Raw genomic sequence first — 15094 nt, forward strand, 5'->3', positions numbered from 1 at the left:
CGTCACACGGCACACCCGGGCCCCGCACCTGCGAGAAGAACATGCTCTCTTCAAGAGAATGTGATTGACACCTCACTTCGGGGGGTGCTAGACACTTGCTCAGCATCCACCGAAGGCCGAGGTGAGAATTTCTGTGATGAGGCCCAGCATTTCCGCTTACGTCGGGACTCGCATCAAGCGAGTCGAAGACCCCCGACTCCTGACCGGCGCCGGCATGTTCGTCGACGACGTGACACGTCCCGGCATGCTCCACGCATGCTTCGTGCGCAGCCCGTTCGCACGCGCCCGGATCGTCGACATCGACATCTCCGAGGCTCTCGCACTCGACGGGGTCCACGCGGTGTACGTCGCCGCCGACCTGGCACCCGGAATCCACGAGCAGACCTACGCGCTCGACGGGCCGTACATGCCGGCCCTGAACTGGCCCCCGCTCGCCGAGGACGAAGTGCGTTTCGTCGGCGATCCCGTCGCACTGGTCGTGGCCGACGACCGGTACATCGCGGAGGACGCGGTCGAGCTCGTCGCCGTCGACTACGACCCGCTGACACCGGTCGTCGACTACACCGCCGCCGATCGGGCCGACGAGCTGGTCCACGCCGCGCACCCCGCGAATATCGCCGCGGCCATGGGCGGTCCACTCCCCGACGAGCTGGCGAAGACATTCGACGAGGCAGCCCACGTGGTCTCCCGGACCATCCATCAGCAGGCCTACATCGCGGTCCCCATGGAGACCCGCGGCCTCGTCGCCGAATGGTCGGCCGGCGAGATGACCGTCTGGGCCTCCACTCAATCCCCGCACGAGGTCCGCGGCTTCACCGCCCGCCTGCTCGGGCTCGACGAGCACAGCGTCCGGGTGATCATGCGAGACACCGGTGGCGGCTTCGGCCAGAAGGTCGTTCCGCAGCGCGAGGACATCGCCGTGCTGCTCGCCGCAAGAAAACTTCCGGCCGCGGTGAAATGGATCGAAGACCGACAGGAACACATGATGTCGGCCGGCATGGCCCGCCAGGAATGCGGCGACGCGCGTTTCGCGTTCGACGCCGACGGCAAGCTGCTCGGCGCCTCGATCGACCACGTCCAGAACGTCGGCGCTTACCCGATTCCCTCGCCGGTGACGTCCGGGGCGGTCGTCGGGATGCTGTTCCCCGGACCTTATCGAGTGCCCGCCGCCGCGTTCTCGATGAAGCTGACGTACACGAACACCGTCGGCCGGGTCGCGTATCGCGGGCCGTGGCAGTTCGAATCCCTGGCGCGCGAGATGCTGCTCGACGTCGCGGCACGTCAGATGGACATCGATCCCGTCGAACTCCGGCGACGCAATATGCTCAGCGCCGCAGATCTGCCGCTCGCCAACCCACTGGGTATGCCGTACAACGATTCGACGCCGCTCGAGACGTTCGAGCATGCTCTGTCGATCCTCGACTACGACGCATTCCGGCGGGAGCAGGAACGCGCACGCGCCGAAGGGCGCTACATCGGGGTCGGCACCTGCACCTACATCGAACCCACCACGGGTGCAACGCCGTTCCACGCCACAGAGGGTGCGACGATTCGCATCGAACCCTCGGGCAAGGTCAATGTCTACGTTGCAGGCGGGTCGTCGGGGAACAGCCTCGAAACCACCGCCGTGCAGCTCACTGCCGATGCGCTCGGTGTCGACATCGCCGATGTCCACACCATCCAGGGCGATACCGCGATCACCCCGTTCGGTGCCGGAACCGGTGGTAGTCGCTCCGGGTCGATGATTGCGGGAGCAGTCCGGGAAACCGCGTCGGTGCTGCGCGACCGGATCCTCGCCATCGCCGCACACAAGCTCGAAGCCGCGGTCGAGGACATCGAGTTCGTGGACAGTCGCGCGACGGTGCGGGGCGTCCCGAACGTCGGGATCACGTTGAAGGAGATCGCCGAGATCTCCTACTTCCAGGCCGAGACACTGCCGCAGGGTGTGCCGCCGGGACTCGAATCCAGCGGCCGCTACCATTCGCCGTCCATGATGTTGTGGGCCAACGCCAGCCACGTCTGCACGTGCGAGGTCGACATCGAGACCGGGGCCGTGAAGATCCTCCGATTCATCGTCGGAGAAGACTGCGGTCCGATGATCAACCCCGACATCGTCGAAGGCCAGATCTACGGTGGCACCGTCCAGGGAATCGGTGGCGCTCTCTACGAGCACCTCGCGTACGACGACGACGGCAACCCTGTGACCACCACGTTCATGGACTATCTGCTTCCCACCACCGACACCGTTCCCGACATCGAGATCGGGCACGTCGAATCCCCCAGCGCCGGACCCGGCGGCTACAAGGGCGTCGGTGAGGGCGGCGCGATCGGAGCGTCCCCGGCCGTGGTCAACGCGGTCGCCGATGCCTTGGCACCCTTCGGAGTGGAAGTGACCAGCTTGCCCCTGTCCCCCGCCACGATCATCAAGATGCTCGACGAGGTCCAGGCGGTGAAGGCATGAAGCCCTCGGCGTTCGACTATCACGCACCCGGCACCGCTACCGACGCGGTCGCGCTCATCGCAGGGCTGGGCGACGAAGCAAAGTTCATCGCGGGCGGGCAGAGTCTGATGCCGATGCTCAACCTGCGGCTCGCCGTGTTCGATCACCTCGTGGATCTGCGCAAACTCGCAGAACTGCGCGGCATCGAACGGCGCGGCGACGCGGTGTGGATCGGCGCGGGCACCACACACTCGACAGTCGGCCGCTCCACCGAGCTCGCGACCGCAGTCCCGCTGCTGTCCCGCGCGACCCCGTTGATCGGCCACTTCCAGATCCGCAACCGTGGCACCCTCGGAGGGTCGATTGCGCACGGCGACGGCGCAGCCGAATACCCCGCGGTTGCATTGGCGCTGGACGCCGAGATCGAGGCTTTGTCACCTCGAGGCAGCCGCACCATCCCGGCCTCGGAGTTCTTCACCGGGATGTGGACCACCGATCTCGAAGCCGACGAGTTGCTCACCGGCGTGAGCTTCCCGACGTGGAACGGGCGATCCGGGTTCGCGATCGAGGAATTCGCCCGACGCGCCGGCGACTTCGCACTTGCCGGCGCAGCAATCGCGATCCGCCTCGATGCCGCGTCGACACTCGACCGATGCGCGATCACGCTGTTCGGTGTGGCCCCGACGCCCGTCCGCGTCACCGCGGTGGAGTCGGAACTCCTCGGTCGGACCATCCGCGAGATCGACGCCGACGAGATCGGACGGCGCGCACTCGATTCGCTCGACACGGTCTCCGACGACCTGCACGGCCCCGCCGCCTACCGCCGGCGGGTGGGAGCGACGATCACAGCCCGTGCGTGGCGTCGCGCGGTGGACGAGGCAACTGCTGCCCGGGAGGGGTCCGAATGACCAATGTAGACATCGAAGTTCATGTCAACGGTAGCCCGCGTCGCCACTCGGTGCCGCCGCGGCTGACTCTCGCCGACTACCTACGCGTCGACTGCGGCCTCACCGGAACACATCTCGGCTGCGAACACGGCGTGTGCGGTGCGTGCACGGTCCTGCTCGACGGCGAGGCCGTACGCGCGTGCCTCGTCTTCGCGGTACAGGCCGACGGCGCCGAGGTCACCACCATCGAAGCAATGGCGTCCGACGACGGCACATTGTCGCCGGTCCAGGCCGCATTCCGCGATCATCACGGTCTCCAATGCGGTTTCTGCACACCGGGGTTCATCGTCTCGGCCACGGCGTTCCTGGATGAGAACCCGTCTCCGACCGACGGAGAGATCCGGGAAGCACTGTCCGGGAACATCTGCCGATGCACCGGATATCAGGGCATCATCGCGGCAGTGAAAGCTGCCGCGGCCACCACAACGAGCACAGGGGAGTGACATGACGGGACGGGTCGAAGGCAAGGTCGCGTTCATCACGGGCGCAGCACGCGGACAGGGACGCAGTCACGCGGTGAGATTGGCGGAAGAAGGTGCCGATATCATCGCGGTCGACGTCTGTAAGCAGCTGGACGGGGTGCCGATCCCGATGTCGACGCCCGAGGATCTCGAAGAGACCGTGTCGCTGGTCGAGAAGGCGGGCGGCAAGATCTACGCCGCGCAGGCCGACGTCCGCGACATGGCCGCGATGCAGGCCATCGTCGACGACGGTGTCGCGCGGTTCGGTCGCCTCGACATCATCTGCGCCAATGCGGGTCTCGCGAGCTCGGGTGATCGTCTCGATGCCCTCGACGAAAAGGGCTGGCGCGACATGATCGACGTCAACCTCACCGGAGTATGGGCGACCACGCGTGTCTCGGTGCCGCACATGCGTGAAGCAGGCAACGGTGGCTCGATCATCCTCACCAGCTCCGTCGGTGGCCTGCGGGCTCTCCCGAGCGTCGGGCACTACGTCTCCGCCAAGCACGGCATGATCGGCATCATGCGCACCCTCGCCATGGAGCTCGGCGAGGAGAGCATCCGCGTCAACGCCATCTGCCCGACGCAGGTGAGCACCCCGATGCTTCTCAACGAGTCGACGTTCAAGATGTTCCGACCCGACCTCGAGAACCCGACCAAGGAGGATTTCGCGCCCCTGTCGCAGATGATGCACGTGCTGCCCACCCCGTGGGTCGACGCGATCGACATCAGCAACGCAGTGCTGTTCCTCGCGTCCGAGGAATCGCGGTTCATCACCGGCGTCTCGCTGCCGGTCGACGCCGGCGCGATGCTCAAATAGACCGGTCGCGCGCCGGATCGTAGAGATGTGAACACGCCACGTCGGGTGTGTCCCGGACCCCGAGGGCACGCCCGACAATAATCACTGCGGTGTGCTTCAACCCCGCGACCTCGACCTTCTCTGCAATATCGGCGAGTGTGCCGCGCAGCACGATCTGATTCGGGCGCGACGCGAACGCCACCACCGCCGCCGGACAGTCCGAGCCGTAGGTCTCGGAGAGTTCGGCGGCGAGCACGCGTATCCGGGTGATGGCCAGGTGCAGCACCAGGCTCGCCTCGAGACCCGCGACGCGCGCGAGCGCTTCGGTGTCGGGCATCGAGGTCGACCGCGCTTGCGTGCGCGTGAGGACGACAGTCTGAACGAGTTCCGGCACGGTCAGCTCTGTACCGAGCGTCGCTGCGGCAGCAGCGTAGGCGGGGACCCCCGGCGTCACGTCCCACGCAACGCCTTCGGCGTCGAGGCGCCGGGTCTGTTCGGTCAGCGCCGAATACAGCGACGGGTCGCCGGAGCACAACCGCACCGCGTCGAGTCCGCGACGATCGGCGTCGACGAGGTGTGCAGTGATCTGATCGAGGTCGAGATGCTGGGTGTCGATCAGTTCGGCGTCGCCCTTGCAGTGCTCGAGGATCTCGGCGTCGAGATACGTCCCCGCGTAGAGCACGACCGGGGCTGCGCGGAGCAGATCGACTGCCCGCAGCGTCAACAGATCTGCGGCACCAGGGCCGGATCCCACGAAATGTACTGTCATTTTTCGCCTTTCGTGACACTCCACTGCACAACCGGTCGCAGCGACTGCCACCCGGTGAATGTTCCGATCGATGAGGCCTGTTCGACGGACAACCGCGACAGTTCGCCTCCACATTTCTTCCACCACTGCACCAGCACGGCCTCTGTCTCCAGGGTCACCGCATGCACGACGAGACGACCACCCGGCCGCAACGCATGCCAGCAGGCCTCGAGTACTCCGTCCCTGCTTCCACCACCTCCGACGAAGATCGCGTCGGGGACGTCGAGCCCGGCCAGCGCGTCGGGCGCACCACCGGTCACGACCCGCAGCGACGGCACACCCAGGCGGGCGGCGTTGCGCGCGATCGCGTCGCCGCGCATCCGGTCCTTCTCTATCGCGATGGCACGGCAACGCGGATCGGTGCGGGCCCACTCGATCCCGACGGATCCGGCACCGGCTCCCACGTCCCACAACAGTTCCCCCGGTCGCGGCGCAAGTGCACACACCGCGGCAGCCCGGATCGGTCGCTTGCTGAGCTGACCGTCGTTCTCGAAGAATTCGTCCGGGAGTCCGGGTGTCGTGGACAGCCCCTCCGCCCCGACGCACTCGATGCACAGGAGACCGAGCTGCGGACCCGCGGTGTCCACGAGATCACCTGCGGTGCTGGCGATTCGGTCTTCGTCAGCCCCCAGGTTGCCGAGCACCGTCACTGCCGCATCGGCGAATCCCTCCCCCACGAGCAGCCGCGCGATCTCCGGAAGGCTCGACGAGTTCGAGGTCAGGACGATCAGCCGGCGACCTCGACTCAGGTAACGGCGCAGCGCGTCGACGTCGCGGCCGACGAGGGTGACGGTGTCGCATTCCTCGGCCGACCACCCCATGCGGGCCCGGGCGAGTGCCACGGACGACACGGCGGGGATCACCTCGACTGCGTCCCTGCCCAGACGACGGATGAGGGTCGAGCCGATACCCGATACCAAGGGGTCGCCGGAGGCAAGCGCCACGACCCTGCCGGGGTGCCGGGCCAGCAGGTCGTCGAGACTGCTGAGCAGCGGGGACGGCCACTGCTCGCGGGCCGCGTCGGTCGGCGGGATCATCGCGAGGTGCCGCTCGCCGCCGAGCAGGACGTCGGCAGCGAGCACGTGCTCGCGGCCGGTCGCCGACATGCTGCTCCAGCCGTCGGCGCCGATTCCGACGACGGTGATCCGTGAACCCATGGCCGTGAACGATAGCCCGTGGCCCGGGAGACGGGCGGGTGTGGATAGACTCGGCCGCGGCAAGACACATCGAAGGTGCCCTTCACAGGGATAATCGGGAAGCCGGTGAGAATCCGGCACAGGCCCGCTGCGGTGACCCGGGAGTCGTCGATCATGCGCGTGAGCGCAGCCACCGGAGAATTTCGGGAAGGCGATCGCACGACGCTCGACCGGGAAGTCCGAAGACCGGCCTTCGATCGGTTGCCGAAGTGGACATCCCAGCGGGAGCCTGTGGAGGTTGGAGTGCTCGTGTATCCGTTCAGCGCTGTCGTCGGTTCCGACGACCTGGCGCTGGCCCTGACCCTGTGCGCGGTGTCGCCGTCGATCGGCGGTGTGCTGGTGCGCGGTGAGAAGGGCACCGCCAAATCGACGATGGTGCGGGCGCAAGCGGGGCTGTTGCCGCAGGTCGCAGAAGTCGACGGCTGCCGGTTCGCTTGCGACCCGTCCTCCCCCGATCCGCGCTGCCCCGACGGTCCGCATCCGGCCGACGCGCCGTCGCACATCCGGCCCGCACGGCTCGTCGAGTTCCCCGTCGGCGCGAGCGAGGATCGCGTCACCGGATCGCTGCACCTCGGCAAGGCACTGTCGGCTCGCACCGCCGAGTACGAGCCGGGCCTGCTCGCGCTCGCACACCGCGGCGTGCTGTACGTCGACGAGGTGAACCTGCTGCACGACCACCTCGTCGACCTGCTGCTCGACGCCGCCGCCATGGGGCGGTCGACGGTGGAGCGAGACGGCGTGTCCGTGAGTCACGCCGCGACGTTCGTGCTGGTGGGAACCATGAACCCCGAGGAGGGTGAGCTCCGTCCTCAACTCCTCGACCGGTTCGGGCTCGCCGTCGACGTCGCAGCGCCCCGCGACCCGCAGTTGCGCGTCGAGATCGTGCGCCGCCGCCTGGCATTCGACGCAGACCCCGACTCGTTCGTCGCGCAGTGGTCCGCGGCCGAGCAGGATTTGTCCCGGCGGATCGCATCGGCGCGCGAACGCGTGTCGACGGTGCGCCTGGGCGACGACGCTCTGGTGTCGATAGCCGAGATCTGCGCGGCGTTCGACGTCGACGGCATGCGCGCCGATCTCGTCACCGCCAAGACCGCGGTCGCGCACGCGGCATGGGCCGGTCGTGACGACGTGACCCGCGAGGACGTTGCGGTCGCCGCGAAGCTCGCGCTGCCGCATCGGCGGCGCCGCAACCCGTTCGACAACCCCGATACCGATGATGATCTGCTCGACGAATTGCTGAATCGGCCCGATTCGCAGCCTGATCCCGACCTGGATCCCGACGACGACCCCGACGGTGGCGGCGCGCCCGACCCGGAAGACTCCCCTGCCGACCCACCGTCCGGCTCGAACACAAGCGTTCCGAACTCGGTGGATGCGCCGGCCGATCCGTACCGGACACGACTGTTCTCCGTCGACCGCACCGGGCGTGGTGTCGCGGGCAGGCGCTCGAAGGCGGCCACCACCATCGGGCGCACCGTCGGCGACCGCGCCGGCGACACCGGCGCGGTCCACCTCCCCGCGACGATCCGTGCCAGCGCACTGACCTCACGCGGCTGGGACGTGCGACGCAAGGTCGTCGAGGGCCGGGAAGCGAACCTCGTGTTGCTGTGCGTCGACGCATCCGGGTCAATGGCCGCCAAGCAGCGGATGACACAGGTCAAGACAGCGATCCTGTCGCTGCTGCTCGATGCGTACCGCCGCCGCGACACGGTCGGGCTCGTGACCTTCCGCGGCGACAGCGCGACCGTCGCGCTGCCCCCGACCAACTCCGTCGATGTCGCGGCAGCTCGTCTGCGGGAACTCCCGGCCGGGGGGCGCACTCCGCTCGCCGAAGGCCTTGCCGAGGCCGCCGAGACGATCCGGCGTCATCGGCTGCGCGATCCGGACAGGCGGGCGTTACTCGTCGTCGTCACCGACGGACGCGCCACCTCGGGCACCGACGCGGTCGCCCGTTCTCTCGAGGCCGCCGATGTCCTCCGGGCGCAGGGGGTCGCGGCGGTCGTCGTCGACTCCGAAACCGGTCGCTTCCGGATGGGACTCGCGGCGCAACTCGCCGACCGGCTCGGCGCCGAGTATGTACAAGTGGGCGAGGTTCACGCCGACGCCCTCACCTCGATCGTGCGTGGGAGAGCAGCCTGATGCCGAAGGGACAACCCGAGGTCGTACCGAACGACGGGCTCACCACCCGCCAGCGCCGCAATCGGCCGCTGCTGATGGTCAACACGGGCGACGGCAAGGGCAAGTCCACCGCGGCGTTCGGGTTGGCCCTGCGCGGTTGGAATCAGGGCTGGTCGGTGGCGGTGTTCCAGTTCGTGAAGTCGGCGAAGTGGCGGCTCGGCGAGCAGACGGCGTTCGAAACCCTCGGTGAGCTGCACGACGAGCGCGGCACCGGTGGCGCGATCGAATGGCACAAGATGGGCTCGGGCTGGTCGTGGTCACGCAAGGAAGGCAGCGACGAGGATCACGCCGCCGATGCCCTCGCGGGGTGGCGCGAGATTCAGCGACGTCTCGCCGCCGAGCAACACGGCTTGTACGTGCTCGACGAGTTCACGTATCCGATCAACTGGGGTTGGATCGACGTCGACGAGGTCGTCGAGACGCTGACGTCGAGAACCGGCCATCAACACGTGATGATCACCGGGCGCCGCGCCGACCCCAAGCTGATCGAGGTTGCCGACCTGGTCACCGAGATGACGAAGATCAAGCACCCGATGGATGCGGGGCAAAAAGGCCAGAAGGGCATCGAATGGTAGCCGGTGCAGCATGGTAGCGGGTGCAGCATGGTAGCGGGTGCAGCATGGTAACGATTCCGCGCTTCGTCGTTGCCGCACCGGCATCCGGGCACGGGAAGACCACTGTTGCAACAGGTCTCATGGCAGCGTTGCGTCGCGGCGGCCACACGGTATCGGGGCACAAGATCGGCCCCGACTACATCGACCCCGGTTACCACGCCCTCGCGACCGGCCGGCCCGGACGCAACCTCGATCCGCATCTCGTCGGCGACGACCTGGTTGCGCCCCTGTTCGTGCACGGCGCGACCGGCGCCGACATGGCGGTCGTCGAGGGCGTCATGGGCCTCTACGACGGGATGCTCGGCACCGACGGGTACGCATCCACCGCCCACGTCGCAGGGCTGCTGGACGCACCGGTGATTCTCGTCGTCGACATCTCGCACGCGTCGCGATCCATCGCCGCGGTCGTCCACGGCATGGCGTCGTACGACCGGGGTGTCCGCATCGCCGGTGTCATCCTGAACAAGGCCGGGTCGCCGCGACATTCGGACGAGGTGATCGCCGCACTCGAATCCACCGGCATCCCCGTGCTCGGTGTACTGCAGCGCGACGACGGGATCTCCGCACCGTCTCGGCACCTGGGACTCGTACCGGCACAGGAACGTGTCGAGGCTGCCGGGCAACTCGACCGGCTCGCGTCGCAGATCGCGGAACACATAGATCTCGACGAGGTCGTGCGCATCGCACGGTCTGCACCCGACCTGACAGATTCACCGTGGGAGCCGCCCGGATCCGGCATCGACGGTCCCGTGATCGCCGTCGCAGGGGGACGGGCATTCACGTTCCGCTACACCGAGACCGAGGAGATCCTGCGCGCAGCCGGATGCCGGACGGTCACCTTCGACCCGCTGCGCGACGAAACCCTGCCCGAGGATACCGCCGGCATCTACCTCGGCGGAGGCTTCCCCGAAGTGCACGCGGCGGACATCTCGTCCAATGCTCCTTTGCGCGAACACCTTCGCGCTGCCATCGCGGGCGGGGTACCCACCGTCGCCGAATGCGCCGGACTGCTGTATCTGTGCAGGGACGTCGACGGCGCCGACATGGTCGGTGCCCTGAACGCTTCCGCCCGCATGACGCCACGGCTCACACTCGGCTACCGCACTGCGATCGCACCCGCCGACGGCCTGCTCGGACCTGCCGGTACCCGGGTGACGGGTCACGAATTCCACCGCACCACCGTCGAACCAGGCCCCTCCCCCGCGTGGCTATTGGACGGACGTCCCGATGGCTTTGCCACCGCGACACTCCACGCGTCGTACCTGCACACACATTGGGCCGGGCATCCGCAGCTCGCGGAGCGCTTCGTCGCCGCTGCCCGGGTAGCGGCGCCGGTGGCGGCACCACCTCGGATGCCGCGTGTCGCGGGTCCGGACCTGCATCATCACGGCGACCGCGACGCCACCGACGGTCTCGTCGATCTCGCGGTGAACGTGTCGCGGCGACCGCGCCCGCAGTGGCTCGACGAGACGCTGCGGTCGTCGCTCGCGGGACTCGACCGCTATCCCGATCCCAGCGCGGCGCGCGCCGCGCTGGCCGGACGACATGGACGCAGCGTCGACGAGGTGCTGCCCACCGCGGGCGGCGCCGAAGCGTTCACGTTGATCGCGCGGGCGCGCTCCTGGCGGATGCCGGTGGTGGTGCACCCGCAGTTCACCGAACCCGAAGCAGCGCTCCTCGCTGCCGGCCACAAGGTGCGGCGCGTGCTGCTGCGCGTCGACGACGGGTTCCGGCTGGATGCCGACGCGGTGCCCGACGCCGCGGATCTCGTGATCGTCGGTAACCCCACCAATCCCACCTCGGTGCTGCACCCGGCGGCGGCTCTGCGGTCGCTGGTGCGTCCGGGCCGGGTCGTGGTGATCGACGAGGCGTTCATGGATGCGATACCCGGGGAAACGGAATCGCTGTCGAACGAGAGCATCTCCGGGCTGATCACGGTGCGGTCGTTGACGAAGACCTGGGCGATCCCCGGGGTGCGCGCGGGATACGTCGTCGGCGATCCCGAAATACTGGCCGATCTCGCGGCGCAGCAACCGCCGTGGTCGGTGTCGACGCCCGCGGCAGCGGCGATGATCGCATGCGCCGCACCGCGAGCAACGGAAGAATCGACCGTGATCGCCGACGAGATCGCCACCGACCGGGCCGCGCTCGTGGAAGCGCTGACCGGTCTCGGACTCGAGGTCGCGGGAGATCCGGCCGCGCCGTTCGTTCTCGTCCGATCCGAGCCGGGGACACGGGAGGCGTTGCGTTCGAAGGGGTTCGCGCTGCGCCGCGGCGACACGTTCCCGGGGCTCGGCGACGAGTGGGTTCGGATCGCCGTCCGCGACCGGGCGGTGACCGACGCCTTGACGGATGCGTGGCGGTCGATCCCGTGAGCGGCATGTCGAGAGCCACGGGCCTGGCGCTCGGATACGCGGCCGATCAGGTGTTCGGGGATCCGGCCCGCTGGCATCCGGTGAGCGGATTCGGCAGGCTCGCGCGCGCCACGGAGAAGATCCTCTACGCCGACAACCGCGCCGCAGGTGTGGTATTCACGTCGGTGCTCGTCGGATCGGCAGCCGCGCTCGGAGTGGTCGCCGACCGCGCTACCCGGTCTCGACCCTGGCTGTCTACCGCCGTCACCGCCGGCGCAACGTGGGTGGTCCTCGGGGGCCGCTCCCTGGGTCGTGAGGCCCGCACCCTCGACACCCAACTCCGCGCGGGTGATCTCGCGGCTGCTCGCGTACAGGTCACGCACCTGGTGGGACGCGATCCGTCGCGACTCGACGAGAACGGTATCGCCCGCGCGACCATCGAGTCGGTCGCGGAGAACACGTCGGATGCCGTTGTCGCACCGCTTTTCTGGGGCGCACTGTTCGGCCCGGCCGGACTTCTCGGATACCGCGCGGCGAACACCCTCGACGCCCGCGTCGGTCATCGCACCCCCCGGCTGGAGAAGTTCGGGTGGGCCTCGGCACGGTTCGACGATCTGCTCAATCTTGCGCCCGCGCGGTTGTCCGCGCTGCTCGCCGTCGGTCTGGGACCCCAGCCGCGGGCTGCGATGCGTGCGTGGCGACGCGACGCGCACAAGCATCCGAGTCCGAATGCCGGACCGGTGGAGGCGTCGTTCGCGGGCGCTCTCGGATTCAGGCTCGGTGGGGCGAACATCTATCACGGTGTCGTCGAAGATCGTGGCACGCTCGGAGACGGCCCCCGGCCCGTGCCCGACGACATCGGCCGCACAGCACAACTCGCTTCCGAAGTCGGAGCGGGTGCGCTGGCAGTGGCCGTGATGGTGGCGTGCGCCGTGCGCTAGCCCGCAGCCGCGGCCGAAAAAGACAGCCACCTCCGGTCGATCGAGTGTGACTGTCTTCGAATCGTGCCTTTACAGCGACTCGAGCGCGTCGGTGCGCTGCTGGATCCACGAGCGCATCGAGTCGACGCTCGACTGCAGGCTTTCCGCGCTCAATCCGTCACTGGCCGGAACACGGGATGCGAGACCGTCGAGGATCGAGAAGGCCAGGCCGCTTCCGTACATCTGTTCGTACAGGTCCCAGTACGCCGCCTCGTAGACATCGGTGAACGCGTCGGAGTCGAGGAACCTGGTCTTCAGAGTGTTCCCACCCATCGAGCGCCCGCCCCCGCCGTCGCCGTTCGGTGGCGTCCCCATTCCCTCGGCCGGCGCCATGCCGGTCGCTGCAGCGTCGGGAGGGCCGCCCTGTCCGCGCATGCCGCCCGGCCCACCCATACCTCCGCCCATGCTCACGGTGTCGTTCGGTCCTGCGGTCGTTCCGCCCTGCATCGCCATGTTGAGATCCCACGACACGACCGAGATCTTCTTCGTATCGAGGTCGTACCAGAGGTAGTAGTTCTGACCGGGACCGGACATGTCGTCGCCGTTCACGAGCAGATTCTGCGTGGCGACGTACCGCGCGAACGAGTCGACGTCGACCCGGTCTGCGAGGTGTGCGTCGAACTCCTCGTCGCTCGCTGAGTCCATCCACTTCAGGAAGCTGATGATCGGCTGGACGTCGCCCGTGCCCTCGGCATTGAGCTGCGTGAACTGGTCGGTGTAGTCGGCCTGGTCGTCACCGACGTACACGAAACTCGACGACGCATCGGCCTTGTACAGATACCCGTCCGAGTCGAACAGTGAGTTCGCGTACGACTCGTCGGGATGTTCGAGCAGCAGACGCGTGGCGGTCGCGCTGTCGTTGACGGAGTACACCGTGTAGGCGTAACGCTGGGTCGGCTGGTCGGTCGCGTCCGTGAGCGACAGAGCCATCGCCTCGTTGAGTACCGGGCTTCCCGGTCGCACCGACAGCTGGGTCATACCTTGATACGCGCGGCCGTCGACATTCTCGGAGAAGTCGATCAGCAGCGGCAGCGACGTCGGATCGTCCGTCGAGATACTGGTACCCCCCATCCCGGGCATGCCCCGGCCCCCTGCGAGCATCTCCGCAGGGTCGAAGCCCTCGGGCAGTTCGACCCCTTCGGGTAGTTCGAAGCCCCCTGGCAGTTCGAAGCCCCCGCGAGGTTCGCCGCTGCCTTCGCCACCACCGGGGCCACCGCCCATACCGCCGCGCAAAGCGGAGAGCGTCGAGTTGCCCTTCAATCGCACACCGACGTCGGTGATCACCGTGCCGTCGATGGTGACGTCGGCGGTGACCCACTCCTTCTCGCCGTCGTCGACGTACGAGTCGATCATGTCGTTGTACTCGACTTCGCTGATGTCGATCGACACCTCGTGGTCGACGGATGCGTCGAACAGGTCGATGGTGCCCGCGATGTTCTCGGTGATCTCTGATGCGATGACGGTGGGGTCACCGGTGATGTAGGGGCGGACGCGGCTGGTGCCGAACACCGACCCGACGAGCGTGACGAAGGCAACCAGCGCTACGGCGATCTTCCAGTGTTGGCGAAGGGACATCGGAATCCGGTGGCGCAACCGTTTTCGCGGTCCCCCACTCGTGTGCTCGTCCATCAGATGTCCGTCTGGTCGTATCCGGTGAGGACGGTGACTCGTTGACCGGCGTTGACCTCGTTCAATGCGGTGATCAGATCATTGGATTGCTTACCCTTCTTCAGAGTTGCCGTGTAGTACAGCTCGGTCAGGGCGCCGCCGCGGACGGACTCGGTGGATACCAGTTCGAACTCGGAGCAGTACCGGATCAGCACATCGGAGACCATGTCGGTGTATCCGGACTCCGGCGGCACCTGGACCTTCACCACCTGCCGCTGTACGTCGAGCTTGAACCAGTTGAACTTGTTCATCAGCACCAGTACGAGGCAGATGGCGATGGTCGCAGCGATCGCCAGCACGTAGAAGCGGGTACCGGTCGTCATACCGATCGCCATCACCAGGAAGATGAAACCGACATCGCGAGTCTCCTTGATGGCGTTGCGGAACCGGACCACCGACAGTGCGCCGACGAGCGCGAACGCCCGAGCGATGTTCGAGCCGACGACGAGCATGATCAGCGCCACGACCATGCCCACCATGACCAGGGTCTGAACGTAGGACTGGCTGTAGGAGACGTTCTTGTGGGTATAGCGATAGACCCAGCCGATAATGGCCGAGAGAACGAACGACAGCGTCAGCGACACGACGATGTCGAGCGTCGTGAACGTCCCGCTGAGATCCTGTAGATCGAAATTCATGTATTGGTCCT

General features: G+C 67.4%; 12 protein-coding genes and 1 riboswitch. Of the genes, 8 read left to right on the plus strand and 4 right to left on the minus strand.

All coding sequences use genetic code 11. The features are described 5' to 3' along the window. Positions 1 to 136: 136 nt before the first annotated feature. The 4 genes from Q7514_RS26140 to Q7514_RS26155 are packed head-to-tail and all read left to right on the plus strand — an operon-like array spanning position 137 to position 4668. Entirely contained in the window at positions 137 to 2461 is a 2325-nt protein-coding gene (locus Q7514_RS26140; protein ID WP_330136173.1) for a xanthine dehydrogenase family protein molybdopterin-binding subunit, read from the plus strand. Beyond that, complete coding sequence (locus Q7514_RS26145; protein WP_330136174.1) at positions 2458 to 3348, plus strand: FAD binding domain-containing protein; 891 nt, start codon at positions 2458 to 2460, stop codon at positions 3346 to 3348. Before Q7514_RS26140 ends, Q7514_RS26145 begins: the two co-directional genes overlap by 4 nt. Next, positions 3345 to 3830 (plus strand): (2Fe-2S)-binding protein, encoded by a 486-nt coding sequence (locus tag Q7514_RS26150; protein ID WP_330136175.1) that lies wholly within the window; start codon positions 3345 to 3347, stop codon positions 3828 to 3830. The genes Q7514_RS26145 and Q7514_RS26150 overlap by 4 nt, the downstream gene beginning before the upstream one ends. Position 3831: 1 nt before the next feature. Beyond that, positions 3832 to 4668, plus strand: a complete 837-nt coding sequence (locus tag Q7514_RS26155; RefSeq protein ID WP_330136176.1) for a mycofactocin-coupled SDR family oxidoreductase — start codon at positions 3832 to 3834, stop codon at positions 4666 to 4668. Here the strand turns inward: Q7514_RS26155 and Q7514_RS26160 are convergent. Together Q7514_RS26160 and cbiE are read right to left on the minus strand one after the other, a co-directional pair. Beyond that, positions 4661 to 5416 (minus strand): cobalt-precorrin-4/precorrin-4 C(11)-methyltransferase, encoded by a 756-nt coding sequence (locus Q7514_RS26160; protein WP_330136177.1) that lies wholly within the window; start codon positions 5414 to 5416, stop codon positions 4661 to 4663. The genes Q7514_RS26155 and Q7514_RS26160 overlap by 8 nt on opposite strands. Continuing rightward, positions 5413 to 6612: a precorrin-6y C5,15-methyltransferase (decarboxylating) subunit CbiE gene (gene cbiE, locus Q7514_RS26165; protein WP_330136178.1), complete on the minus strand. Its 1200-nt coding sequence runs from the start codon at positions 6610 to 6612 to the stop codon at positions 5413 to 5415. Before cbiE ends, Q7514_RS26160 begins: the two co-directional genes overlap by 4 nt. Before the next feature lie 56 nt (positions 6613 to 6668). Continuing rightward, a riboswitch (cobalamin riboswitch) is annotated at positions 6669 to 6860 on the plus strand. Positions 6861 to 6894: 34 nt separating this feature from the next. Between cbiE and Q7514_RS26170 the strand changes: the two genes are divergently transcribed. Genes Q7514_RS26170 through Q7514_RS26185 form a run of 4 tightly spaced genes read left to right on the plus strand, consistent with a single transcriptional unit; the run spans position 6895 to position 12738 of the window. Then, positions 6895 to 8790 (plus strand): VWA domain-containing protein, encoded by a 1896-nt coding sequence (locus Q7514_RS26170; RefSeq protein WP_330136179.1) that lies wholly within the window; start codon positions 6895 to 6897, stop codon positions 8788 to 8790. Further along, positions 8790 to 9404, plus strand: a complete 615-nt coding sequence (gene cobO, locus Q7514_RS26175; RefSeq protein ID WP_132475815.1) for a cob(I)yrinic acid a,c-diamide adenosyltransferase — start codon at positions 8790 to 8792, stop codon at positions 9402 to 9404. Before Q7514_RS26170 ends, cobO begins: the two co-directional genes overlap by 1 nt. 44 nt (positions 9405 to 9448) lie before the next feature. Further along, positions 9449 to 11818 (plus strand): cobyrinate a,c-diamide synthase, encoded by a 2370-nt coding sequence (locus tag Q7514_RS26180; protein ID WP_330136180.1) that lies wholly within the window; start codon positions 9449 to 9451, stop codon positions 11816 to 11818. Between the two features lie 5 nt (positions 11819 to 11823). Beyond that, positions 11824 to 12738 (plus strand): cobalamin biosynthesis protein, encoded by a 915-nt coding sequence (locus tag Q7514_RS26185; protein ID WP_330136181.1) that lies wholly within the window; start codon positions 11824 to 11826, stop codon positions 12736 to 12738. Positions 12739 to 12807: 69 nt separating this feature from the next. Here Q7514_RS26185 and Q7514_RS26190 read toward each other — a convergent pair whose 3' ends face one another. Together Q7514_RS26190 and Q7514_RS26195 are read right to left on the minus strand one after the other, a co-directional pair. After that, a complete protein-coding gene (locus Q7514_RS26190) occupies positions 12808 to 14352 on the minus strand; it encodes a CotH kinase family protein (RefSeq protein WP_330136182.1) in 1545 nt (514 codons plus the stop codon). 53 nt (positions 14353 to 14405) lie between these two features. Then, on the minus strand, positions 14406 to 15083 hold the full coding sequence (locus Q7514_RS26195) for a DUF4956 domain-containing protein (protein ID WP_330136183.1): 678 nt from the start codon (positions 15081 to 15083) through the stop codon (positions 14406 to 14408). Positions 15084 to 15094: the final 11 nt, after the last annotated feature.

This window comes from Rhodococcus artemisiae (assembly GCF_036327795.1).
GTDB lineage: Bacteria > Actinomycetota > Actinomycetes > Mycobacteriales > Mycobacteriaceae > Rhodococcus > Rhodococcus artemisiae.

Excerpts from the sequence above, each read along its gene's own strand:
- Q7514_RS26160 (WP_330136177.1), bottom strand. The coding sequence starts at position 5,416 with ATGACAGTACATTTCGTGGGATCCGGCCCTGGTGCCGCAGATCTGTTG.
- Q7514_RS26190 (WP_330136182.1), bottom strand. The coding sequence starts at position 14,352 with ATGTCCCTTCGCCAACACTGGAAGATCGCCGTAGCGCTGGTTGCCTTC.
- Q7514_RS26180 (WP_330136180.1), top strand. The coding sequence starts at position 9,449 with ATGGTAACGATTCCGCGCTTCGTCGTTGCCGCACCGGCATCCGGGCAC.
- cbiE (WP_330136178.1), bottom strand. The coding sequence starts at position 6,612 with ATGGGTTCACGGATCACCGTCGTCGGAATCGGCGCCGACGGCTGGAGC.
- Q7514_RS26185 (WP_330136181.1), top strand. The coding sequence starts at position 11,824 with ATGTCGAGAGCCACGGGCCTGGCGCTCGGATACGCGGCCGATCAGGTG.
- cobO (WP_132475815.1), top strand. The coding sequence starts at position 8,790 with ATGCCGAAGGGACAACCCGAGGTCGTACCGAACGACGGGCTCACCACC.
- Q7514_RS26195 (WP_330136183.1), bottom strand. The coding sequence starts at position 15,083 with ATGAATTTCGATCTACAGGATCTCAGCGGGACGTTCACGACGCTCGAC.
- Q7514_RS26140 (WP_330136173.1), top strand. The coding sequence starts at position 137 with ATGAGGCCCAGCATTTCCGCTTACGTCGGGACTCGCATCAAGCGAGTC.
- Q7514_RS26145 (WP_330136174.1), top strand. The coding sequence starts at position 2,458 with ATGAAGCCCTCGGCGTTCGACTATCACGCACCCGGCACCGCTACCGAC.
- Q7514_RS26150 (WP_330136175.1), top strand. The coding sequence starts at position 3,345 with ATGACCAATGTAGACATCGAAGTTCATGTCAACGGTAGCCCGCGTCGC.
- Q7514_RS26155 (WP_330136176.1), top strand. The coding sequence starts at position 3,832 with ATGACGGGACGGGTCGAAGGCAAGGTCGCGTTCATCACGGGCGCAGCA.